Origin of the sequence: Sinorhizobium meliloti (genome assembly GCF_017876815.1) — a bacterium.
In the GTDB taxonomy this organism is placed as follows: domain Bacteria; phylum Pseudomonadota; class Alphaproteobacteria; order Rhizobiales; family Rhizobiaceae; genus Sinorhizobium; species Sinorhizobium meliloti.
The window spans coordinates 625,077-646,084 of sequence record NZ_JAGIOS010000001.1 but is presented as its reverse complement, the minus strand read 5'-3'; the positions used below and the strand labels follow the sequence as shown (position 1 = coordinate 646,084).

The window sequence follows — 21,008 nt, the reverse complement described above, 5'->3', positions numbered from 1 at the left end:
GTTCTTCTCGCGACGTGGCTCCTGGATCATTACACCCCTCCAAACCCTCAGAGCACAACTTCTTATAGTCATGCGGGGATGAGGCAAGGAGCTCCTGTCTCCGGCGCCTCCTAATCGTTTTTCTTCAAGCGAGATCGACATGTCCCGTCCCGACATTCCCGTCACCATTTCCGGTGACAGCAAAGGTTTTCAAGATGCGCTTGCTCGCGTGCGTGCGCTGTCGAAGACGACTGCCTCCGACGTTATGAATTCATTCGGTCGGATCAAAGGTCTCGCTGCCGGCGGCGCCGGTCTCGTGACCGGCCTCGTCTCGGCGTCGAGCGTTGCGGTGCTGCGCGATGCGGCGAATGCCATCGCCTCAGTCGGCGACGAGGCGCGGCGAGCGGGTCTCGACGTCAAGAGCTTTCAGGAGCTGAAATTCGTCGCCGAGCAGAACCGCGTCGGGATTGACGCTCTGACCGATGGGATCAAAGAACTGAACCTCCGCGCGGACGAATTCATCGTTACCGGCGGAGGTTCGGCGGCCGAGGCCTTTCAGCGCCTCGGCTATTCCGCCGAAGACCTGAAGCGGAGGCTCGAGGATCCCGCGGAGCTCTTCACGGAAATCATCGGGCGCCTGGGGGAACTCGATAGGGCTGCGCAGATCCGCGTGGCGGACGAGATATTCGGCGGTACCGGAGGCGAGCAGTTCGTGCAGCTCCTCCGGCTCGGCGAAGAAGGCATTCGCGACCAGATCAAGGCGGCCAACGATCTTGGCATCGTGATGGACGAGGAGCTGATCAAGCGGGCGGAAGAGGTTGACCGGAAATTCAACCTCATCGCCACGACGATATCGACCAACCTGAAGGGCGCGATTGTCGATGCTGCCGGTGCCTTCATGAGTCTCACGGACTCGTTTCGCGAGTTTGAGCAACAGCAGAGCAGCAGCTTGCTTTACCGGCAGTCGGTCCTCAAAGGCGCGCGAGAGAGGGCCTTGCGGCAGCAGGGCACGACAGAGGACGATATCCTCTCGATCTTCGGCCGCGACAGCGCCTCGGAGATTGCGCGGATCGATGAGGAGCTGAAGCAGATCGAGGTGCTGCTCGATCGGCGGAACGGCATCATCGACAAAGCGCAAGGTGCCTCGCCCAAATCCGGGCGCATCCAGTCCGCCACGGACATCATGCGCGGGGAGATGGCCCAAAGCAGGATCGATGAGGCTTTCAGCTCAACATCAAGTGGAGGATCTTCCGGCGGCAGCCGCTCCAAGAAAGTCTCGGAGGCCGAAAAGGAAAAGAAGGCGATCGACGACGTCATCGCGTCGTTGCGCGAGGAGCTGGCGATCATGGGCCTCACCGATATCGAGCGCGAGCGCACCATTGCGCTCCGGGAGGCAGGTGTCGAGGCGACCTCGAAGGAAGGCCAGCAGATCTCGGCGCTGATCGACGAAAAATACCGCCAGCTCGCGGCCGAGGAGGCTTTGGCCGAGCAGTATGAGCGGAGCGAAGAAGCGGCCGAGCGGATGGGACAGGTCCTCGACGATCAGCTGATGCGCATCGTCGACGGCAGCTTCGACGCGAAGGAGGCGATCGCGGCGCTGCTGATGGAGATCATCAACGTGCAGACGAACGGGAAGGGGCTCTTTGGGTCGCTGTTCAGCTCGATCTTCGGCGGCGGCGGCGGTTCCTCCTCCAACTTCGTGCCGACCACCACGCTCGGCGATTCCCTTGGCTATGGCGGCGCTCGCGCTGGCGGCGGCGATGTTTCTCCCGGACGCATCTACCGTGTCAACGAATATGAGGACGAGTTCTTTGCGCCGACCAGCCACGGCCGGATCCTCGCGCCGAGTAAGCTGCCGGGTGCGTCAGCTGAAGGCGAGGGAGGCGGCGGCCGCACCGTCGTTGAGATCGTACTGAGCAAGGATTTGTTGGCCAGCATCCTCGAGCAGACCGGCGACCAGACAGTGCGCATCGTGCGCAGCAACGAGGAAGCCCGGACGAACTATCGCCAGAACGGCGGGGAAGATTTCTGATGGCGTTTCTCATTTCGCTCCCGAGCGTGGTTTACGGGCAGGTCGCGTTTGATCCGGTTCGCATCCGCGATACCAACCGTATGGAAGGCAGGCGTACCGAGACGGCCTATTCCGGGACGCCATATTGGGCCGCGTCCTATTCCGCATCGAAGCTAACCACGGCCGAGGCGGCGCTGTTCGACGCCTTCAACATGGACGCGAACGATGGCGGCTATATTGCCGGCTACGATCCGCACCGGCCTCGGCCGATTGCCTATCAGGGCAGCAACCCGCTTTCCGGCGTGAAGGCGGGCGGCGGGGTATTTTCCGGCGACGCGGTGTTGCAGTCGATAACTGACGCCAACACCATCGTCGTTTCGGGACTGCCGGCCGGGTTTAAGCTGGGGCGCGGCGATTATGTCGAGGTCCGGAAATCGACCTTCGTGCGATCGCTGCATCGGATTACGCAAGCCGCGACGGCAAGTGCGGCCGGTGTGGTGACCCTGAAGATCCGCTTCGCGCTTAACACGCAGGTCTTCACCCTGCCATGCACCGTCCATTTCGAGAAGCCTTCCTGCATCATGGAAATGGACGCGGGAAGCTTTAGCCTGCCCAAGACCTGGCCGAACTATAACGTCCAGTTTACCGCAACGGAGTTGTTCCTCGCATGAGCGTGCTGTCTCCCGAGGTCGAGGATCTGATCGAGAGCGGCGAGTTCGCCATCCTCGATCTGATCCGCTTCGATCTACCCGGCAAAACGGTCGGCTATCACCGCGGCGGTCGCAAGTTCACGTATAATGGTTTGGTGTATCTGCCGAACCGGTATCTGCAGCCCGGGGACCTGGTTAGCGCCGTGGGCGTGGCCGTGACCACGCGCACCATCGTCTTCTCCAATATTCCGGTGACCGATCCCGAGGATGCGGTCGCACGGATTGAGGAGTTCAACTACCAGAACGCGCCGGTCATCATCACCGCGCTTGCCGGCGAGCCGAACACGAGCAATCCCGTCGGGGTGCTGGTCTCGACCATCTACGAGATCGACCAGGTGCGCTACAACGAGGGTGCGGTTTCGGGCTCCGAACGAACGCTGACGATGATGATCGATCTGCAGCCGCCCGGACGGTCGGCGCGGGGCTCGACCGGGGTCAAGCGCTCGCAGGCCGAGCAGCAGTTCGACAATAATCCGGCCGACACGGGCCTGGAGCACGTGGCGACGAATGCGACCATCCCCGAGGAATGGGGACAGGTGAGCCGATAGGAGTTCCTTCGATGAAAAACGTAATAGCAGTAGATTACAAGTCCTCAGGGCGTGCGCCGCACGAATGTCCCGCAGACGCCAACCAAAGACTGAACACGATAGCCTCTTCGATTGGCCACAGCTATCGGGAGTCAACGGCTCTCTTGTTATGACAATCGATCCTGCCGTGTTTTGTCCGTCGCCTGCTTCAACTTAATGGTTTCAACGAGTGCCAACAAGGCGTGGCGGGCGTGATCTTTCGCCCGATCCTTGTCTATGTTCGATGCTTCGTCGATGGACCGGTTCACAGTATGCAACGCAATCGACTTGACTTCCTCAATAACGTCGTCGTGGCCTAACCACAGCAGCATTTCCAGCGCAGCAGCCGCCAATGCTTGCGCTGCTACTCCGGCCCCAACGGCCTGCTCGTTCTTCGCCATGCTTTATCTCTCCTGGAAGTTGCGGGAGATAAGCATCCCCAGTCGAAAATGTCGAATCCTGATAGGTCCCCATGAACCGCTTCCGCATCGTCGAAGCCACGCTCGCGCGTGAGCTTGCGAAACCCTATGCCTATGGATCGGCCGATTGCTTCATGCTCGGCTGCGCCTTTGTCGATGCGCTGACGGGCTCGGCCACCGCTGAGCGGTACCGGGGCGCCTATCGGACGCTTGCCGGTGCGCAGCGGGCGCTGCGCCGGCGCGGGTACAAGTCGCTGGTGAGCTTCTTCGCGGCCGAGCTCAGCCAGCAGCCGAAGGGCGGAGCGGAGGCGAGGCTTGGCGATCTCGTCATCCTGCGCCTTGCCGATGGCGCCGAGCATGTTGGCGTCTGCCTCGGCGGCCGTTTCGTGACCAAGACCGAGCGCGGCCGCAGCGATCACGCTCTCGCCGACGTCATTGCAGCCTTCCACCTCGGATAATCAGACATGGCAATTTTCACTTCAATCGCGACCGCGATCGCCGGTGCGCTGTTCGGCGGCTCTGCGCTTGCTGCCAGCCTCATCGGCGGCGCTCTGGCCTTCGGTGCCAAGCTGGCGATCGGCAAGCTCGGCCAGCAGAAGCAGCAGAAGCGGAAATACACGGCCGTTCAGGGTGAAATCCAGTTCGGCGGGGATGTGCCGGTCGGCACGCTCTACGGCGTCGGCAAGACAAAGGGGCAGCGGACTTTCTATGCCAAGTGGGGCAGCGGCAACAAATGGAATGCCGAGGTCTTCGTGCTCGCGAACGGCTGGTGCGACGGGCTGGAGCCGTACGTCTACATCTATGGCGAGAAGAAAGCGCTGGTATCCAGACCGGTGATCGGCAAGGAGGTTGCGAACTATCACATCGAGGGCTTCGTCAACGGCTCCGGCGACCCGGTCCTGACGATCCGCTTTTACGATGGCAGGCCGGGCCAGCAGGTCGATCAGAAGCTGGTCGACGTCTCGGCGGCCCTTGGCAACAAGTGGAAGAGCACGAGCGTCAATGCCGGCATCTGCTACGCTGTCGTCGAGCGCATCTATAGCGACAAGCTCTTTGGCTCGAAGGGACGGCCGGAACTTGAATTCGTGCTGCGCGGGCTTCGCGAATACGATCCGCGCAAGGACTCGACGGTTGCAGGGGGCTCCGGGCCGCAGCGGCTCAATACACCGTCGACCTGGGTGCACACGAAGAACCCGGCCGTCCACCGCCTCAATTATCAGCTGGGGCTGCGCGCGCTGGTCTCCGGCCGGACGCTGATCGGTGAGGGCAAGAGCCTCGGACAGATCGATCTCGCCACCTACTTCGTGGCGATGAACGTCTGCGACACGTTGCGGGCGAACGGCAAGAGGACCTATGAGTGCTCGCTCTTTGTCAGCGGCGACGATGACCATACCGAGGTGCTGAAGCAGTTCGACGACGCCATGGCCGGCTATGGGCTCAACCGCCGAGGCCTCTCCGGTGTCATCCCTGGTGCGCCGCAGATCCCGGTCAAGGACCTGACCGCGGCCGATATCCCGATCGATCGGGCGAAGGACGTGCAGTTCCGGCCGTCGGCATTCGAGCGCTTCAATCACCTTTCCGGCCAGTTCACCTCGATCGAATCGATGTGGAACCCGGAGAGCCTGAAGCCGGTCTATGTGAATGCCGACATCGCTGCCGACGGCCGCAATCGGCAGACGAGCATCGACTTCCTGCAGGTGACCGATCCGGACATTGCGCAGTATCTGCTGAACATTCGCTATCGACAGAACCGCATGGGCGGCAAGGCGACGGTCCCTGTCAGCCGTCGCTTCGGCCTGGCGGTGCAGGAAGGCGAGTGGATCACCTGGCGTGGCAAGAGCTGGCTGATCAGCGAGTGGCGGGCCGACGAGCGGCTGCGCATCACCTTGGTACTCTCCGAGACCAGCGCTGAGATCTATGACGACGATGGCATCGAGCCCGGGCCGATCGTCATCCCACCGACGCCACCGATCAACCCGTCGCTTCTCTCAACGGTGCAGAACTTCAACGTTGCCGTTGGCATGATCAACGGCGCGCAGGGCTATGACACGCCGGCGCTCGTCTTCACCTGGACCCCGCCGGATGATCCGACCATCACGGCCGTGCGCTTCATCTATCAGATCGAGGGCACGACCGAGCTTTTCGAGGATCAGTGCACCTCGCCTGAGGACGGCCTGTTCCGCACAACGAAGAACGTGGTCTCCGGCAAGGTCTACAATGCCCGGGCGACGATCACGACCGTGCCGGACCGGCTGCGCACCTTCACGCCATGGGCGACGACGGCGCAGCCGACCGGCTTGCAGACGCTGCTAACCGGGCTGCAGCAGCTACAGGACGATGCGCTTAACCGCTTCAAGGAACTGCAGCAGGAGATGGATGAGTTCTTCCGTCCGCGCCTCGTCGAGCTGCTGGATGCGTTCTCGCTCGAAGGCGCAGTCGGTCAGATCGAGCGCCAGCAGATCGTTGCCACCATAGGCGATGCGCTGGCGCAGATCACCGAGGAGCGCCGGGTGCGCGTTTCGGAGAACGAGGCGACGGCGCAACTGCTGACATATCTGCAGGCGAGCCTCGGCGGCACGAATGCGCGGTTGATTACTGAGGAGACTGTGCGGGCGACGGCAGATACGGCGCTGAGCAGCCAGATTACTCAACTTAGCGCAGACACTGGGAGCAACGCGGCGGCCATCCAGACGGAGGCTACCGCGCGCGCTAATGCCGACAGCGCACTCTCTACCCAGATCAACAGCCTCGATGCGGAGGTCGGTGACAATCTTGCCCGGCTGATCCAGGAGGAAACGGCGCGCGCCGATGGCGACAGTTCGCTCGCGACCAGCATCAATGGGGTGAGTGCTGATTTCAACGGCCGCTTTGCGCAAGGCCTGGTGAAGTTCGAGGCTGTGGCAGCACCGTCCGGCGTCGACGCTCGCTTTTCCGTCATGCTGCGGGCCGGCACCAATCAGAGCTTCAAAGTGTCTGGCTTCTACATCGAACTCTACACCCAAGGCGGAATACAGAAATCGCGCATGGCCATCCAGGTAGACCAGTTTCTCGTGTTCTCGGGCAACAGCGGTCACTTGCCGTTCGCCTTCGAGAACGGGGAGCTGAAGCTGGCGATTGCCAACATCGGTACGGTCAATGCCGGCCTCCTTCAGTCGCTGAATGGTAAAATGAAGATCGACCTCAACAACGGCACGATCGAAATCTTTAGCTAAAAAGAGGGTTCAATCATGAAACGCAGGTCTTTCCTACTGACGCTCATCAGTGCGCCTTTTGTCCCAGCGGCCACCAGTGCGGTCGTGCCGACGTCCGAACGGAGTCCACTAGTCTTCAAGGATGGCGTTATGAGGCTCGCCACCGCCGACATCGGCACGGTCGACGCCGGCCGGCTGCAAGCCGTAACAGCAAAATGAAGATCGATCTCAACAGCGGCACGATCGAGATCCTTAGCTGATGACCCGGACAATGATAGGCCGCGACAGTACGGGTGCAGGGTGCGTCAAAATCATGAAAAATGATGCTGACAATCCGCGCACGACGCCGGACAGCCAGCGCTCGAAGTTCCTCTACAACTCGAAATATGCTCTGAATGCGTCGATCGCCCACATCGAAGTGATCAATCAGATCGCCTCAAGTGGTAGTGTCGTCTATCTTTATTACCCATCCGGTTCGAACTCTGGAAACTATCAGAAGTGCCAAGGTTCAGGTGGCGGCGAAAGCACGTGGCTCTTTCGCAATACTGCGTTCCCGAAGATGAAATACAATATGCCGCTGTTTGACGTGAAGGCCACTCGGACAAACACAGGGCGCTTCAACCAGATGCGCATACAACGGCGATATAGCGGCAAATATTATCACGACCAAGGCGGATACCTTTTTATGGGTAATTGGTATCAAGCGCCTTGGGTAAAGGATTTCGACGGGGTGGTTAGTCAGTATGGCTCCTTCCCCTATGGAACCTTTGCGGAGATCACCACGTCCACACTTGACGACGCGTACAACCGATTTCAATCGCGAGACAAACGTCTGATCGTGTGGAACCTTCCCGGCAATGAGGATCCGTCACAAGAGGCCCCGGCATTGGCCCCGAATGGCACTAAGAACATCATTATTCGCTCGGATAAGATGATCATCGCTAAGCCGGGCTACAACGCCGAGACCGCGACCGAATGGCAGATCGCCTATGACAGTCGACGCGTTCCCGTGAAGGTGATTGCTGCAGCAGACATTGCGATCCCGGCGGGAGAGTCGTTCTACGAAACTGGCATAACGCTTCCCTCTAATATCGCCCTCGACGTTCACTTCTATACGGGTTCCACGATCTATTATCCTTGGACCCCCGAGATGGAGAACGGCGCAGGCGCGGAGTACTGGTTTAACGGGTCTCGCATCTACTTCAACGCGGCCAGCGCGCTACGCGCTCGGTTCATGCTGTATCTCGACGCTGGCGACAGTCCGACGAACGGCAGTAACAAGGTGTTTAGGCAATTCACCGAGGGCGGCGTTGATGTCGTTCAATTCTTGCGGCCCGGTTCCGCTAACCCGCCATCCTGGGCAGACATCGTGATCGACAGTCGTTGGCCATGTGTGCAGATCCTCGCGGAAGGGTATTTTCCTGTTTCTGCTGGGAGCCCCGTCGAGACAGTTGTCAATTTCGACGCGACAGGCATGTTCCCCATGGTCAAATACATGACCAAACATGGGCCCGGTTCGGAGTCTCTTGTCGGAAGTTGGCAGGAGTCGATCAAACTGCCGTCCGTTCGCCAACTGATGTATTCGGCTACCAGCAATTTCGAATGCGGCGACAGCTCTCATTGTCGTCTTACTCAGACGAGTGCAACCTTCGTTACCAATCGCGGACGGCCGGGCGATTATTATAACGACGCCGACGACCCTGGTACGTGGCGCACCGAAGGCGCCGACAACGTGCTCGGCATCCGCTACTACATTCTCGGCATTCCAGCTTAGCACTACAGTTGCATTTTAGTTTTGAGGTGAGCTCGTCGAGCGGCCGCCTGATGGGCGCGCCTCCAGCATGACCATGCGATGACGTAGGCGGGGCTTATGCGACGCTGAGCGAGTCTTATGGCGATGCGTCGGACTTCCTGGATAGACCAGCGGATTAAATCCTGATGGTCGGCATCCGCAGTCTTTTTTGGGGCGTCGCGTCATTGGCGCGGTATCGGATCACCGCCATCATGGCGAAGGCGAGCATGACGAGGGAGACGTGGCGATGCCAGCCATGCCATGACCGGGTTTCGTTGTGATCGAGTCCGAGCTCGTTCTTGGCGGTCTCGAAGCTGTCTTCGATCGCCCAGCGATGGCCTTCAACGGAAACGAGCGTCTGGATGCCCGTCCCGGCCGGGCACCATGTGGTGAAGAATGCGAGATCACCGTCGCTGATATTGCGCCGGATCAGGAGGCCACGGGTCCAAAGCCCAGATTTCGTCTCGTTGTATTCGTCGGCATCGAGGTCGGCGAGTTCGCAATAGGCCCAGTCATGAAGCCGAGCGCCTTTGGTGCCCTCACCGGCGGAAAGACGCTGCCATGCACTTGGATCGAGATCACGGGCGATCTCCTGCGCTGTGCCGGCGACCGGAGGCTTTCCCGACCACGAGCCGAAATGGTGGTCCGATTTAACCCCAAGAACGTAGCCTTTGCAGGCTCGGCGCAGGGTTCCTTCGATGTCCCCGACGCCATAGACCGCATCTGCGGCCACCCATGAAAACGGCACATTGGCTGCCAGCGCACGCCGTATCATCTCGACAGCCAGGCCTGGCTTGGTAGCGAAGGCTGTAGCCTGAGGAACATGAGCTGCTGCAAGCCTTGCCGGATCGCCAGTCCAGCTCTTGGGCAAGTACAGGGCTCGATCGATAAAGGCATGGCCGCGATCGGACACATAGGCGGCGAACACACCGATCTGGCAGTTCGTTATCTTGCCAGCCGAACCTGTATATTGACGTGCAACACCGCACGATGTCTTGCCCTGCTTGAGGAAGCCCGTCTCATCGATGACCAGGACCGCATCATCCGTGGCGAGGTTTTCTACGACATACTCTCGCACGATGTCGCGAAGTGCGTCCGCGTCCCAGCGCCCGCGCCCCAGAATGGCTTGTTGCCGCCACGGGCCGGGATCACCGGCCGCCTCAGCACGCATCCAACCTGTCTTACGCCGCTCGTCACCCAGCAAGCCGTCCAGGAAAAGGTTCGCAGAGGCTGCAACTCGCTCCTGCGTAAACAGTCCGCGCATGCGAGCCTTCACGTCGCGCAACGATGATGCCCAAAGCTCAAGCGTCGTCTCGATTGATGCACCTGCCATCCATGACCTCCGAATCATGGAGACCCATAGATTCAGATCATAGATAAATATGCAACTGTAGTGTTAGGAACTCCTGACATGACGATACCCTATGTAACGGGCACGGTTTCCGTGACCGCCGGCAGCGCCGTTGTCACTGGCTCCGGGACTGCCTGGGCCACGGCGTTGATTGCCGGCGGGCTCTTCGGCCTCGACAGCAGCAACGGCAACCCGGTCCCGATTCTCTCAGTCGACAGCAACACGCAGCTGACGCTGGCGAAGCCGTGGCGCGGCACTACGGCGGCCGGGCAGGGCTACTGGATCATCCGCGACACGGCCTATCTGCAGCAGCAGACCGTCAATGCCCAGGCGCTCTCGACCTACATCCAGCGGCTCGACAATGCGGCGTTCACGGCACTGGCCGGGCTGACGCCGGCCGCTGACAAGCTCGCGTATTTCACTGGGGCGGCTGGGGCGGCCCTGACCGACATCAAGGCTAAGGGCCGAGACCTGCTTGCCGCAGACTCCATGCTGTCGCTCCTGGGGAAACTCGGCCCGGTAAATGGTGGTGTTGCTTCGCCTGTCCCGTCCGCCGCAGGGGTCGGACTTTCGGACGGTGATTTCAACACGATCATCATCCCCGGTACGTACACGATCACAGGCAATTGGACGAACGGACCATCCGGGGCGGCGGCTATAGGATATACAGCTATCCTGAACGTTTACCGGCGTTTCGGGATGGTGTTTCAAGAAATCTATATAGCTGATGCAACTTCCCCGAAGAAATTTCTACGGTTTTCGGCGGAAGCTTCTGCGGGAACGTGGCCTAATCCTTGGTGGAACATAACAAACCCCGCTTATCCTGGTGCATCAGAGATACTAAATGGTGCGTTGCCCGCTCGTCTCAGGACGGTGCAAACGGCAATCTCTGATGCAAATACCGCAACAGAAACCGGGTTTTACAGTGTCAATGCAGGAACCGTTAACACCCCCGAAGGGGCGCAAGGTTCTCTCACCGTCGTTGCCGTCACGGCTACGGTTATTACGCAAATATACATCCGGGGAAGTAGCGGCAACATGTACATGCGGTGGAACAATGGTTCCACTTGGAGTTCATGGGCGAAGGTCGGGCTGCAGGACAGAAACAACACTTGGGCCGGTACGCAATCTTTGGACGGCGCAGGAAGTTATGTTCAATTTGCACTGAACAGAGGCTCGGTTGTCGGATCATATGAGTCGGGTGTGAATTTCATTGGACTCGGTTCCGTAAGTGATCACCCGCTTATATTTAAGGCAAACAATGTCGAGCGCGCCCGGTTCGAGCCGACTAACGGCGATTTTCTTGTAGGGCTTACAGCAACGATTGACCCTGCAACCGGGAGTACAACCGGCGTTGCAATGCGTCCCGCGACCGGACGCATGTGGCGGCGCGCATCGGGGTATAACCCGTTTTATCAGTCCAGACTTGCTACTGACGGCGCCGTTCAGGAGTTCTACCGCGAGAATTCGTCAGTAGGCGGCATCTCAGTTACCGCGACTGGGACCAGCTATTCCACCACATCGGATTACCGTCTTAAGTCGGATATTCAGCCGATCGTGACCTTCTCGCTGACTCCGGAACAGTTTGACATTCTGGACAATGCCGAACTGAAGATCATGGCCCTCCGCCCTGTATTCCACAGGTGGAATGATGCTCCGGAAAAGGGCATCGTGACAGGCTTTATTGCTCATGAGGCGCAGCAGGTCGTTCCTCATGCCGTGACCGGCAAGAAAGACGAGATCGTCGACGTCGGTCGCGAAATCATCCCCGCGCACGAGGTCGAGCGGGAGATAACCGACGAGGACGGAAACAGCAAAACGGTCACCATCACCGTCCCGGAAGTCGTCAACGAGGGCGTGCGTCGCGACGCATTGGCGGCGGGCGCCGTGTTTGAGAAGACGGGCGAAGTGCCTGTTTTTCAAACAATGGACTACGGTCTTATCACTGCGGATATCGTCGCGGCGCTCCAGTGCGTCATTCACAAGAACATGTTGCAGGGCGAAGAGATCGAGACGCTTAAGGCAGCCAACGGAGATATGGCCTTGCGCCTCTCAGCGATCGAGCAACACCTAGCGCTGGCTTGACACCAATCTGCCCTGATGGGCAGATCACCTCTCCCACCACAAAGGAAAATCAGATGGATAAAGCGGTGCCCCCGGCGCGGCGATATTCGATTGCATCAACCGCGTTCAACACGTAAATGGAAGCGTCTGTGAATTCGAACGCTCAGACGCGGGGCCTCTTCTTTCGTCGAGAGAGAAGGGGCCCTTTCGCGTCTAAGAACAGACCGTATTCTGGCTCTGCACCGCTCGCTCAAGGCTGATCGTCGGCCTCGGTCAATTTCGGTACGGGCTCGATTGGCCTCGCCGCTAGAGCTTTGAGGTCCTCGGCGAGCCCAGCAAGCTGCGCCGCAAAGTCAAGAAGATTCGAAGCGGCGCACTGTGCCGCGATTTCTGAGAGGTCAGCAACCAGCTCGATTGGGCCGGCGCTTTCCGCTTCGCTGTCGTTTATGTCCAAGCCCAAGTCCAAGCCCCCATTTCCAATGATGTGGGATCAATGGCGAGGTCCGTCAAGGGTTGCGGCCGGTGACGAGCCTCCCGGCCGCCTGCGAGGGGGGCAAAGCGACCAACGTCAGTTTAAACGCGACCATCGCCGGCCACCATACACCAGTGTGTGGCTTAGCCCGCCGAGCATTCCCCAACGACAATCAGGAGAAACGAATGAGCGCCATCACCGCTCAGCACGTTCGCGCTGCCGTGAAGGGCAGGGTGAACGAGAGCAACCTTGCGTCCGTGCTTGTGACGCTGGACAGATACGGGGAGCGTTTCGGCATGGATCGGCCGCACCGTCTCGCCCAATATTTCGCCCAGCTCATGCATGAAAGCGGAGACTTCCGCTACGATCGCGAGATCTGGGGCCCGACGCCGGCGCAACAGCGCTACGACACCCGCACCGATCTTGGCAACACGCCGGAGAAGGATGGCGACGGCCATCTCTACCGCGGCCGCACCGGCATGCAGCTCACCGGCAAGGACAACTACCGCCAGTTCCGCAACTGGTGCCGCGCGGCCGGCCTCGACTGCCCGGACTTCGTCAAGGATCCGGATGCGGTCAACACCGATCCTTGGGAAGGCCTGGTGCCTCTGTTCTACTGGGACACGCGCGACCTCAACCGTTGGGCCGACGAGGGCGACGCCGAGACCATCACGAAGAAGATCAACGGCGGCAAGAACGGCCTCTCCGACCGCTTCGATCGCCTGGCGCGGATCTCGCTCGTTCTTCTCGGCTACCGAGCCGACAATGTCCTTCAGTTCCAGGCGGACCAGCGCCTGCAGGTCGACGGCGACGTAGGCCCGAAAACCCGTGCGGCGATGCATACGGCGCTTGTGGCGCTCACTCCGGGCGAAGCAGCGCGGCCGGAGGTTAAGGTCGCGCCGGTGACCGAGGAGAAGCCGGTACCGGTCCCGATCACGCCGCCCAGCCTCGATGCGCCCTGGTGGAAGTCGAAAGAGGTGCTTGGGCCCGGCACGATCGGCGGCTTGGTTTCGTTGGTCACTGCGATCGGCGGCATACCTTGGCAGAACCTCCTCCTGATCCTTGTGGCGTTCGGAGGTATCGCCGGCTTCCTCTACTGGCGCAAGAACGCTGATCGGAAGGCCGTGGCGAAGCAGGTCGAGGGGATGGCGTGATGTTCTCCACTCCTCGCCTCATCGTGGCTGCGGCCGCTCTCGCTGTCGTCGTCGCGGCCGTTGCCGGCAGGGCGGCGACGATGTTCGTCAATCCATCGAAAGGCAGAACAATGAAGCTGGCCGCACTGCGGGCGATGTCCGCTCTCGCTTTGACCTTTGCCCTCCAGGGATGTGGAACTTCGGCGCCAGCAAGTGCCGACGGACTGCGGCGGGTGGTGGGCACTGATCTGATCGGCGCGCGCGGCGCGACGCCGGCGGACCAGCGGAAGATAGATCGGACTGTCGTTGGCATCTGTGCCGCGGCGGAATGCGCCCGCCACGGCGAAGCGCAGTAGTAATCGCATCACACTACGAGGGCAGGGGATTGTCTGAAACACAGGAAACCGAAAAGATGGTCGCAACTCCGAAATGGAGGTTTGAATATAACCTCAACACCCTGGTGATCCTGTTCGGCTTTGCCGGCGGCCTCGTTGCGTGGGGCGCGACCTGGGAGAGGGTGAACGCCAACCAGGATTCGCAGGCTAATTCGATCGATCGGCTCGACAAGCGCCTGACAGCGGCCGAAGTCTCCCTCCGGCAGATCGACAATCACGAGCTCCGAATATCGGCCGTGGAGAAGCAGGCGGCCGAAGCGGCGACGTCGATGAAGGCCGTCGAGAATACGCTCAACAGCCTCTCGATCGATACACGTGTAATGCGCGAGATCCTGCAGAGGATCGAGGCTGGTCAGCGCGACGGCGCGCAGTTGCGGCGCTGATTTGCATAGTCATGCACTTGCGCGATGCGCGTCGGTCTGCTTTCCTTGTTCGCATGGACACAAAACTTGCAGACTTGAAACTCAGGCCTTCGCTTCTCCGCGAGCTAAACCAGACCGGGTATGAGGTGGTCGGAGATATGCAAAATCAGCCGACTCCAGAATTGCTGCGCATACCCGGGATGGGCGGACAAGACTGGCGGAAGATTGCCAAGGCGTTGGGGCGAGATCCATTCCCTGGCTTGAAGAAGCGTTGACTATCCCGGTAAGTCAGGCGCTTTCCCTTGGTTCGAGTCCCGCCGAGAGTACAATATGCGCAAGCGACGTTCGAAGCGGTTCCCTTGAATGGAACAGGGCAATTGCGCCCCAGCTGGGATGAAGAATACGTCGCGCTCGGAGCTGTAGCAGTCCCCCGCTGCAGCTCATTTGTGTCAGCCATGATCCGGCTCTCGGCAGGTCAACACCCAACCGCGAGAGCGTTCCCGCCGTTCGGCAGATCGACGAACTCGGGCCAGCCTTTCGCTGCCAAGTAGCCCGAAAGGGTTACTGGACAAACCAAACTGAGATTTGGAAACATAAGTCTGCTAGCGTCTATAAGGCATCCTTCAAGGCATCCTTCGAACGAGCCAAGCAGCAGGCGACCGAAGCCGCCGACACCGCTGCAACTGTTGTTTCAAGCGGAGCCCTCCTGGGCTTCGTTTCCCTGGTCATCGGCGGTCGCCGCCTGGTTCGGTGGTGCGTCCGGGACGGCGCAAACTGTGGTGCCGACGAACACCACGCGCCGGGTCGGCTAGGTCATCCCATCCAGGGCGATTTTCAGCGCCCTGATGATATCGGCCGCGTCCAGCAAGACGTCTCTAGTCTCCGCCGGAGATAGGTCCCGGGCGCGTGCCGAGGCCAACTGGAGATCGATCACAACGTCGCGGGCACGGTGGCCGCTAGCGATGGCAGTCTGTCTACGCATATCACGGATCGTGTCAACTGAACGATCCAGTAGGCGGCTGATCTGGTAGTACGTAAGCCTTTCGACCTCGTTCGCAGCCCTGATCAGCTCGGCAATGAATGCGGTCGTGAGGCTCATCGGCCCTTACGCCCAGCCGACGTGCTTGCCCTTTGCAAGCTTCAGGAACAGGCCGAACCAAAAGCGGTACTCGCCGGGGCTGTTTCCATCGTATGCACCAAGCGCGCAGTATGCGACCGATGCCATTGGGTCCTTACCTTGCTCGGCGATGGCTGCCTCGATGGCGTCGTGTTCGGTTAGATTTTGCCAGTCGGTCATTTTTCGTTCCTCAGATTGTTGCAGCTCGTGTCGAGTCAGACCCGCGAGCCTAAGTGACGGGCCTCGCTCATCATGATCGGTGGGAGGCCTTGCAGCTCGCGGAGCTTGTTGGCTGATGCGATAGAAAGCTGGCTCCACAATTCCGCGAGCGTATCGGCCGCCTCTAGCAGTTCGTCACTGACATCCGCGTCTTCCATGTCGGAGAGTATGCGGTCAAAAGTTTGGGCACCCTTCTCAATGTCCCTGTACAGCCGACTTGCGATCTCCAAGGGGAGCTCGGGCTTGACCACGAGCGTTGCCACCTCTGTCGCTTTGCTTTTCGCGATATCCCCTTGCTCGGCCAAGGTTGCAACCCAATCAATCGCCATGGTTTCTAGCCTTCCTTTCCGACAGTTGTATGCTGGCCAAGCTTGGCCACTGTTGCCGCTGTTGCCCAGCTACTGCGATGAGGTATTTCAACGCGCGCTCTTACAGTTCGACCCAGGTGAAAAGGCTGGGCGGCAGACGACCTCATACGCGATCTCCTTGCCTAAGAGGGGCCGCCGCCAGCCGTCAACGATCCCGATAATAGGCCCTCGCCAGATTGGATTCGAAGTTGTCAGAGTTGAATGGCACACCGTGGCCGAAGTCATAGGTCTCGAGCGTTTGCCTCGCTTCCTCGGTCAGGCCGGACCAGCTGACTGCCGGCTGCTTCCCGCCACGGTACCCGGTGTCAGCGAGTGTCAAGTGGTCCCCGGGGCTGTTGCGTTGATAGGCGACCAGCGGATGTGTTCCATCCATGTGCGGATGTGTCGACAGGACGTAACGACCATTGCTCGAGTAGCTGACCGCGTTAACCTGCGCTTCGCTATCGCAACTCGTCAGCCATACGACGACATCCTCCCAATTATACCGAGACCCATTGGCGTGGGGCCAATCCGGAATCTGCTCCTTGGGAAAGAACCACGAGTACATGACGGCACACTCGCCTTGATATTCCGCCGCTCTGACATAGATCTGTCCAAGGTTGTGTGAGCAACCGTCGTACGAAAACATTCCCGATGGCTTCAGACCGCCGCTGACGTTGCCGGCGGCATCCACGGCCGGAAAAGGCACACAGCCGCCATGGACTTCCAGATAGGGCTGGAAGGTCTCGAGGAAGCCGGAGGTGCTGTCGGGAAATCCTTCCACCTTATCGTGATCAATGACCTCAGCCGCGCTCGCCGGCATCGATAGTCCGCAAACAAAAACGAACATCAACGCGGTTAGCAGCATTCGCCCATTGAGTGAAGAGACGGGTATCATCTTGTTTTCCTTTGCTGTTTTGAACCATTTCGGTCCGCAACATGAATGTCTCAACAGCATGCACGCCCCGGGGGCTAAAGCCTGCAAAAGTCGTGCTTGGTCGCAGGGGTGAGAGATGAAGGAAGGACATTGCTCGCTGTTGAGCTACTTAGATGGAGATATGACCACACGGTTCAAGGAACAATCTGTGTCGTGGAGCCGATTGACGGACAATGTCGTATTGCAAATACAAGAAAGTCTGCGTCACCGACCCTGGCCCAGGCGACAAGGACGCTATAACGTCGTCGGGTCAAGCTCCTCCATCACTTCCCATGTAGGTGAAGGGGTCTGCATGGCTGGTCGTAATTAAGAGCCTCCTGGCCGGCGTCAGCCTGGGTGTTCCTGGCTCGTCTGCTTCTGCTCGATCTAGCTGCGGACTTCTTGACGCCCTTCCGGCACTTCCTTGAAGCAGTTTATGTTCGTGCTTAGCGTGCCGCTGGGAGCAGTTCTTGTTCAAACGCCTATGGGGACGACGCGACGTCCGCGGCAGCATTTTGCGCGCTCGATGCCTGGGCCGACGGGCGCGATTCGTGTTCTTTCGATCATAGATGGAGAAACCAGACCCGGGAAAGCTCCCCCCGATGCAGCAAGCTACATCGGGGGGAGCAGGAAAGAGCGGAATTTTTATTCCGGCGTTTCAAAGATTTCGAGCCTTTGGCCATCGACAGCGGCCACAGTGTAGGTTCGCGTCGACCACGCGGCGCCGCCACAAGTTGATCCAAAAATGGAATATGTAAATCTGCTACCAGGATGTAACCCCCCGAGGTCCATAGGGACACCGTTAGCGGGAGTGAACTGCCGCGTTCCCGTCGGCAAGTAAAAGCGAAAACAACGCGTCTCGTTCGTTCGGTTATAAGCTTTTACCATCGAGCAATGTGTACCATTATCATTGCATGGCTGATTTTGCGCAAAGGCAGGTGAGGAGATAGAGGCGGCGCCGAGCGCGACTAAACCTGCAGCGCCCGCACCAAGCTGGGACTGTGAAGCGGCTATCGCTGCCAACAGCCCGAACCCCGCCGCGAGCTGGGAAAACTTCTTCATATTAGACACTCCCTTTCCTCATACTATGACGTAGAGAAGAGTCCCTTTGCCAGGGATGTTCGGCAGAAGCCGGTGTTAAAAGGCGTGGCGAGCGCCATTTTCTGCGCCCAACACCGGACTCTGCAGGATCATTGGTCCTCCAGAGTTGGACGTTGGTGAGCATTCGGATCAGTTAGAGATGCGCCGGTAGAAGGGTTGGTCGCTCGGCGTATCGAAGGAGCCGAAGACCGGTGACTCAAGCCGTCGCGTGCGAAATCCAGGAGCCGAGTGAGCCTCCGACGTAGATGTCGGCGACTTCACCACCCTTGAACATGGCAAGCATTGGGAAGCCGTGTACGCCATACTGCGTCGCGAAATCGCGGTTTTCCCCGATGTTGAGCTTGACGACCTTGACCTTGCCAGCAAGCTCGGTGGCGACTTGTTCGAGGATGGGTTCAATCAGCTCGAACGGCGGGCACCATTCTTCCCAGAAGTGGACGATGACCGGTTCGGCCGACTTCAGAACTTCTTCCGGGAAATTGGAAATATCGCCTTTCACAATAGCCGTGGGGTGCTCATTGGGAATGGTGGTGTTCATCTTCGTTGTTTGAACCGTCTTGGAAATCCAGGAGCGGAGTTTCGTCTCAATATTAGGTGGTTTGGCTCCGAGGAAAATGTCGGCGACTTCACCACCCTTGAACATGGCAAGCGTTGGGAAGCCCAATACGCCATACTGCGTCGCGAGCTCGGGGTTTTCAGTGTCGTTGACCTTGACGATCTTGACCTTGCCAGCAAGCGCGGTGGCGATTTCTTCGAGGAAAGGTGCAATTATCGCGCAGTGCCCGCACCCTTCGAACGAGAAGATGGCGATGACCGGTTCGGCCGGCTTCATAACTTCTTCCGCGAAATTGGAAGTATCGACTTTCACAATAGCCGTGGGGTGCTCATTGCGAACGGTGTCCATCGTGGTTCCTTTGTGTTCGAACCATTTTCGAAATCCAGGAGGGGAGTGAGCCGCCTCCGACGTAGACGGCTTCCCACCCTTGAACATGGAAAGCGCTGGGATCGATGCGTTCTCCATACTGCGCCGCCAGCTCGGGGTTTTCGTCGGTGTTGAGCTTGACTTGACCCCGCCGGCAAGCTCGGTGGCCGCTTTGTCTCAGGATGGGTGCAATAAGTCAACGTTCACATCGACATTCGTATTTCCACCACTGCCACCGCTGCGTCGAACAGGTCGCCCCGCTGCCGCAGGCACCTTCGGGCGGCGAGGGTACGGCCTGCAGGCGGCCACGGAACGCAAGCCCCGTCTGGCGGCGCACAGCAATAGTCGTCAAAGTTAGCCGTCTAGCGACGACTCACTAGTAACTGGCGAGCGTTTTTGGTGACGCGTGGTCATTTACCCCGAGCGCTCCCCTGACGTGTGCGGACGACCCGACCTTTTTCGAGTTCTCGTGAGCCGTCATGCGCCAATCGTGCGCCAACGAATTCCCGCTAACGTCCGGACAACGCCGGGATATGCTGGTAATATTGGTAAATGCATGACGCATGAAATTGAGCGGCAAAAATTCATCTAAACTATTGCAAATATTGGTGATCCCGGCGCGATTCGAACGCGCGACCCCCAGATTAGGAATGTTGTCGTCAAAGCCAAAAGACCATATCCTGTGGGTTGTATTCAGCAAACATTCGAAGCCCGGGATCGTCATGGCGAAACGCTCGCAATGCATCGAGCACAAAAGTGGGGATGGGCCGCGCGCCTTCAACGTCGAATAGAACGTTCGGCAAGGCGCATCCGTCGCCGAAATCCACGGCGGTCAACCGATCCGCACGCCACTTGACAGTCCCGCCCGCCGCCGTGGGGCGGGCTTTCGCCCTCCCCCTCTGTCCGGACTCTGTCCGGGGAGGCTTCGCCCGAAAGGGCTTTCCCTTCGGGAAACACACACTCAGGACAACAGACCATGACCGACCTCGCAAACTTCATGCGCTGGCGTCCGTGCTAATCGAAACCACGTTCGTCCACAGGTGCAATCTTGCTTCTGTCAAATAACATCACCTCGTACGAGCTTCCATATTCCGTCTTCACTCCATCCAAGCCGTATCTCTGCGCCAAGGGAGCCCATGCGCCTAGTTCGTCAGGGAACACTTGAGCACCCTCCTCGTCCATGACCGCTAATTTGAGGGGCTCTTGCGCCTCGATAACAAAGTACTTTCCAGAACTAGCTGCATAGCCGCCTGCCGCGTTTACATCGTTTTCTGAGCTCATCCAAATTGCTTCGCCCGTGTGCCCGCTTTGCCCCGAACCGCCCCACACCCCATCCCTATTAGCGTGGTTGAACTTTGTTCCCGCTGGAAGTTCTTCCATCTCCTTCCTCTCCCAACCGACTGAGGCTGCAAGTTCTTCCATCTCCTTGCTCTCCCAACCAGCTGAGGCTGCTAGATGGATGTGGTGAACGGTTTGCCCCTTGTCCGCAGCCGAAACCTGACTACTCGGTACGAGGACGATCGCAGCAAGGATCATCCCCTTCCAGAAAGACGGGGGATGCACTCGATGAATCGGGATGGCCGCGGTGGCGGTCTCTTTCGGTGAGGATCTCATGTAAGGATTTCCTTGTGCTCGTTTGTGAATTGTCCGCCATCGCATCCGTCTCGCGATCGTCTAGTCGAACGGAACTTGTATAGCGGCCACAACTGACAATAGCCTGAAAGCATTGCGCGAAGGTCAGCGACTTGCTGTATGTTAGAACGTGCTTTCCTTGATTCGAAAGGTGGGATCCGCGCCAGCTATTCATAGATGCCTAGCGCAATTTGCTGCCTTGGGCAATGTTCGCCCAGCGCGGAGGAGAAGATGCTGCGATGGCTTGAAAAGGTTTCGACATCCGCTAACACCTTGCGCTGGCCGCACGCGTGGGTGATGACGCAGGGA

General features: G+C 59.2%; 21 protein-coding genes and 1 pseudogene. 11 read left to right on the top strand and 11 right to left on the bottom strand.

What is annotated here, in order from left to right:
* The first annotated feature begins 139 nt into the window (after positions 1–139).
* Genes JOH52_RS03120 through JOH52_RS03110 form a run of 3 tightly spaced genes read left to right on the top strand, consistent with a single transcriptional unit; the run spans position 140 to position 3,248 of the window.
* Positions 140–2,011, top strand: a complete 1,872-nt coding sequence (locus JOH52_RS03120; RefSeq protein WP_028004750.1) for a phage tail tape measure protein — start codon at positions 140–142, stop codon at positions 2,009–2,011.
* On the top strand, positions 2,011–2,661 hold the full coding sequence (locus JOH52_RS03115; RefSeq protein WP_028004751.1) for a hypothetical protein: 651 nt from the start codon (positions 2,011–2,013) through the stop codon (positions 2,659–2,661). The genes JOH52_RS03120 and JOH52_RS03115 overlap by 1 nt, the downstream gene beginning before the upstream one ends.
* Positions 2,658–3,248, top strand: coding sequence for a DUF2163 domain-containing protein (locus tag JOH52_RS03110; protein ID WP_028004752.1), 591 nt, complete (start codon positions 2,658–2,660; stop codon positions 3,246–3,248). The genes JOH52_RS03115 and JOH52_RS03110 overlap by 4 nt, the downstream gene beginning before the upstream one ends.
* A gap of 146 nt (positions 3,249–3,394) precedes the next feature.
* Here JOH52_RS03110 and JOH52_RS03105 read toward each other — a convergent pair whose 3' ends face one another.
* Complete coding sequence (locus JOH52_RS03105; protein WP_013843999.1) at positions 3,395–3,667, bottom strand: hypothetical protein; 273 nt, start codon at positions 3,665–3,667, stop codon at positions 3,395–3,397.
* Between the two features lie 71 nt (positions 3,668–3,738).
* Between JOH52_RS03105 and JOH52_RS03100 the strand changes: the two genes are divergently transcribed.
* The 3 genes from JOH52_RS03100 (at position 3,739) to JOH52_RS03090 (ending at position 8,650) form a co-directional block, all read left to right on the top strand.
* The gene (locus tag JOH52_RS03100; protein WP_017275184.1) at positions 3,739–4,143 is read left to right on the top strand and encodes a DUF6950 family protein; all 405 of its coding nucleotides are present in this window, start codon (positions 3,739–3,741) and stop codon (positions 4,141–4,143) included.
* Positions 4,144–4,149: 6 nt separating this feature from the next.
* Entirely contained in the window at positions 4,150–6,897 is a 2,748-nt protein-coding gene (locus JOH52_RS03095) for a phage tail protein (RefSeq protein ID WP_028004754.1), read from the top strand.
* A gap of 238 nt (positions 6,898–7,135) precedes the next feature.
* Positions 7,136–8,650: a hypothetical protein gene (locus JOH52_RS03090; RefSeq protein WP_017274117.1), complete on the top strand. Its 1,515-nt coding sequence runs from the start codon at positions 7,136–7,138 to the stop codon at positions 8,648–8,650.
* Between the two features lie 154 nt (positions 8,651–8,804).
* Here the strand turns inward: JOH52_RS03090 and JOH52_RS03085 are convergent, their stop codons facing one another.
* Positions 8,805–10,019 (bottom strand): IS701-like element ISRm31 family transposase, encoded by a 1,215-nt coding sequence (locus JOH52_RS03085; RefSeq protein WP_080597544.1) that lies wholly within the window; start codon positions 10,017–10,019, stop codon positions 8,805–8,807.
* Between the two features lie 60 nt (positions 10,020–10,079).
* Between JOH52_RS03085 and JOH52_RS03080 the strand changes: the two genes are divergently transcribed.
* A complete protein-coding gene (locus tag JOH52_RS03080) occupies positions 10,080–12,104 on the top strand; it encodes a pyocin knob domain-containing S74 family peptidase (RefSeq protein WP_017274118.1) in 2,025 nt (674 codons plus the stop codon).
* Between the two features lie 229 nt (positions 12,105–12,333).
* On the opposite strand, the gene JOH52_RS03075 is transcribed toward JOH52_RS03080, so the two are convergent.
* Positions 12,334–12,549, bottom strand: a complete 216-nt coding sequence (locus JOH52_RS03075) for a hypothetical protein (RefSeq protein WP_017274119.1) — start codon at positions 12,547–12,549, stop codon at positions 12,334–12,336.
* Between the two features lie 191 nt (positions 12,550–12,740).
* Here JOH52_RS03075 and JOH52_RS03070 point away from each other — a divergent pair, with 191 nt between their 5' ends.
* From JOH52_RS03070 to JOH52_RS34975, 4 genes are all read left to right on the top strand, one after another.
* Positions 12,741–13,709 carry a peptidoglycan-binding protein gene (locus tag JOH52_RS03070; RefSeq protein ID WP_028004757.1) on the top strand — a complete coding sequence of 323 codons (969 nt, stop codon included), beginning with the start codon at positions 12,741–12,743 and terminating at the stop codon, positions 13,707–13,709.
* Between the two features lie 110 nt (positions 13,710–13,819).
* Entirely contained in the window at positions 13,820–14,044 is a 225-nt protein-coding gene (locus JOH52_RS34980; RefSeq protein WP_028004758.1) for a hypothetical protein, read from the top strand.
* Positions 14,045–14,100: 56 nt separating this feature from the next.
* Positions 14,101–14,466 carry a hypothetical protein gene (locus tag JOH52_RS03060; RefSeq protein ID WP_028004759.1) on the top strand — a complete coding sequence of 122 codons (366 nt, stop codon included), beginning with the start codon at positions 14,101–14,103 and terminating at the stop codon, positions 14,464–14,466.
* A gap of 53 nt (positions 14,467–14,519) precedes the next feature.
* Positions 14,520–14,720 carry a hypothetical protein gene (locus JOH52_RS34975; protein WP_026030363.1) on the top strand — a complete coding sequence of 67 codons (201 nt, stop codon included), beginning with the start codon at positions 14,520–14,522 and terminating at the stop codon, positions 14,718–14,720.
* 533 nt (positions 14,721–15,253) lie between these two features.
* Here JOH52_RS34975 and JOH52_RS03055 read toward each other — a convergent pair.
* The 8 genes and pseudogenes from JOH52_RS03055 to JOH52_RS03025 form a co-directional block, all read right to left on the bottom strand.
* The gene (locus JOH52_RS03055; protein ID WP_017266351.1) at positions 15,254–15,544 is read right to left on the bottom strand and encodes a hypothetical protein; all 291 of its coding nucleotides are present in this window, start codon (positions 15,542–15,544) and stop codon (positions 15,254–15,256) included.
* A 6-nt stretch (positions 15,545–15,550) separates the two neighbouring features.
* Positions 15,551–15,742, bottom strand: a complete 192-nt coding sequence (locus JOH52_RS03050; RefSeq protein WP_017266352.1) for a hypothetical protein — start codon at positions 15,740–15,742, stop codon at positions 15,551–15,553.
* A 35-nt stretch (positions 15,743–15,777) separates the two neighbouring features.
* The gene (locus JOH52_RS03045) at positions 15,778–16,110 is read right to left on the bottom strand and encodes a hypothetical protein (RefSeq protein WP_017266353.1); all 333 of its coding nucleotides are present in this window, start codon (positions 16,108–16,110) and stop codon (positions 15,778–15,780) included.
* A 184-nt stretch (positions 16,111–16,294) separates the two neighbouring features.
* Positions 16,295–17,026, bottom strand: a complete 732-nt coding sequence (locus JOH52_RS03040) for an NPP1 family protein (protein WP_017266354.1) — start codon at positions 17,024–17,026, stop codon at positions 16,295–16,297.
* A gap of 663 nt (positions 17,027–17,689) precedes the next feature.
* Positions 17,690–18,106: a hypothetical protein gene (locus JOH52_RS03035; RefSeq protein WP_080590376.1), complete on the bottom strand. Its 417-nt coding sequence runs from the start codon at positions 18,104–18,106 to the stop codon at positions 17,690–17,692.
* Between the two features lie 235 nt (positions 18,107–18,341).
* Positions 18,342–18,683 carry a thioredoxin family protein gene (locus JOH52_RS36105; RefSeq protein ID WP_026030364.1) on the bottom strand — a complete coding sequence of 114 codons (342 nt, stop codon included), beginning with the start codon at positions 18,681–18,683 and terminating at the stop codon, positions 18,342–18,344.
* Between the two features lie 12 nt (positions 18,684–18,695).
* Positions 18,696–19,049 (bottom strand): annotated as a pseudogene (locus tag JOH52_RS36100) (thioredoxin family protein); the annotation flags it as partial.
* Between the two features lie 1,032 nt (positions 19,050–20,081).
* Positions 20,082–20,489: a hypothetical protein gene (locus JOH52_RS03025; protein ID WP_234704579.1), complete on the bottom strand. Its 408-nt coding sequence runs from the start codon at positions 20,487–20,489 to the stop codon at positions 20,082–20,084.
* Positions 20,490–21,008: the final 519 nt, after the last annotated feature.

Excerpts from the sequence above, each read along its gene's own strand:
- JOH52_RS03120 (WP_028004750.1), top strand. The coding sequence starts at position 140 with ATGTCCCGTCCCGACATTCCCGTCACCATTTCCGGTGACAGCAAAGGT.
- JOH52_RS03115 (WP_028004751.1), top strand. The coding sequence starts at position 2,011 with ATGGCGTTTCTCATTTCGCTCCCGAGCGTGGTTTACGGGCAGGTCGCG.
- JOH52_RS03110 (WP_028004752.1), top strand. The coding sequence starts at position 2,658 with ATGAGCGTGCTGTCTCCCGAGGTCGAGGATCTGATCGAGAGCGGCGAG.
- JOH52_RS03105 (WP_013843999.1), bottom strand. The coding sequence starts at position 3,667 with ATGGCGAAGAACGAGCAGGCCGTTGGGGCCGGAGTAGCAGCGCAAGCA.
- JOH52_RS03100 (WP_017275184.1), top strand. The coding sequence starts at position 3,739 with ATGAACCGCTTCCGCATCGTCGAAGCCACGCTCGCGCGTGAGCTTGCG.
- JOH52_RS03095 (WP_028004754.1), top strand. The coding sequence starts at position 4,150 with ATGGCAATTTTCACTTCAATCGCGACCGCGATCGCCGGTGCGCTGTTC.
- JOH52_RS03090 (WP_017274117.1), top strand. The coding sequence starts at position 7,136 with ATGACCCGGACAATGATAGGCCGCGACAGTACGGGTGCAGGGTGCGTC.
- JOH52_RS03085 (WP_080597544.1), bottom strand. The coding sequence starts at position 10,019 with ATGATTCGGAGGTCATGGATGGCAGGTGCATCAATCGAGACGACGCTT.
- JOH52_RS03080 (WP_017274118.1), top strand. The coding sequence starts at position 10,080 with ATGACGATACCCTATGTAACGGGCACGGTTTCCGTGACCGCCGGCAGC.
- JOH52_RS03070 (WP_028004757.1), top strand. The coding sequence starts at position 12,741 with ATGAGCGCCATCACCGCTCAGCACGTTCGCGCTGCCGTGAAGGGCAGG.
- JOH52_RS34980 (WP_028004758.1), top strand. The coding sequence starts at position 13,820 with ATGAAGCTGGCCGCACTGCGGGCGATGTCCGCTCTCGCTTTGACCTTT.
- JOH52_RS03060 (WP_028004759.1), top strand. The coding sequence starts at position 14,101 with ATGGTCGCAACTCCGAAATGGAGGTTTGAATATAACCTCAACACCCTG.
- JOH52_RS34975 (WP_026030363.1), top strand. The coding sequence starts at position 14,520 with ATGGACACAAAACTTGCAGACTTGAAACTCAGGCCTTCGCTTCTCCGC.
- JOH52_RS03055 (WP_017266351.1), bottom strand. The coding sequence starts at position 15,544 with ATGAGCCTCACGACCGCATTCATTGCCGAGCTGATCAGGGCTGCGAAC.
- JOH52_RS03050 (WP_017266352.1), bottom strand. The coding sequence starts at position 15,742 with ATGACCGACTGGCAAAATCTAACCGAACACGACGCCATCGAGGCAGCC.
- JOH52_RS03045 (WP_017266353.1), bottom strand. The coding sequence starts at position 16,110 with ATGGCGATTGATTGGGTTGCAACCTTGGCCGAGCAAGGGGATATCGCG.
- JOH52_RS03040 (WP_017266354.1), bottom strand. The coding sequence starts at position 17,026 with ATGATACCCGTCTCTTCACTCAATGGGCGAATGCTGCTAACCGCGTTG.
- JOH52_RS03035 (WP_080590376.1), bottom strand. The coding sequence starts at position 18,106 with ATGAAGAAGTTTTCCCAGCTCGCGGCGGGGTTCGGGCTGTTGGCAGCG.
- JOH52_RS36105 (WP_026030364.1), bottom strand. The coding sequence starts at position 18,683 with ATGAACACCACCATTCCCAATGAGCACCCCACGGCTATTGTGAAAGGC.
- JOH52_RS03025 (WP_234704579.1), bottom strand. The coding sequence starts at position 20,489 with ATGGAAGAACTTGCAGCCTCAGTCGGTTGGGAGAGGAAGGAGATGGAA.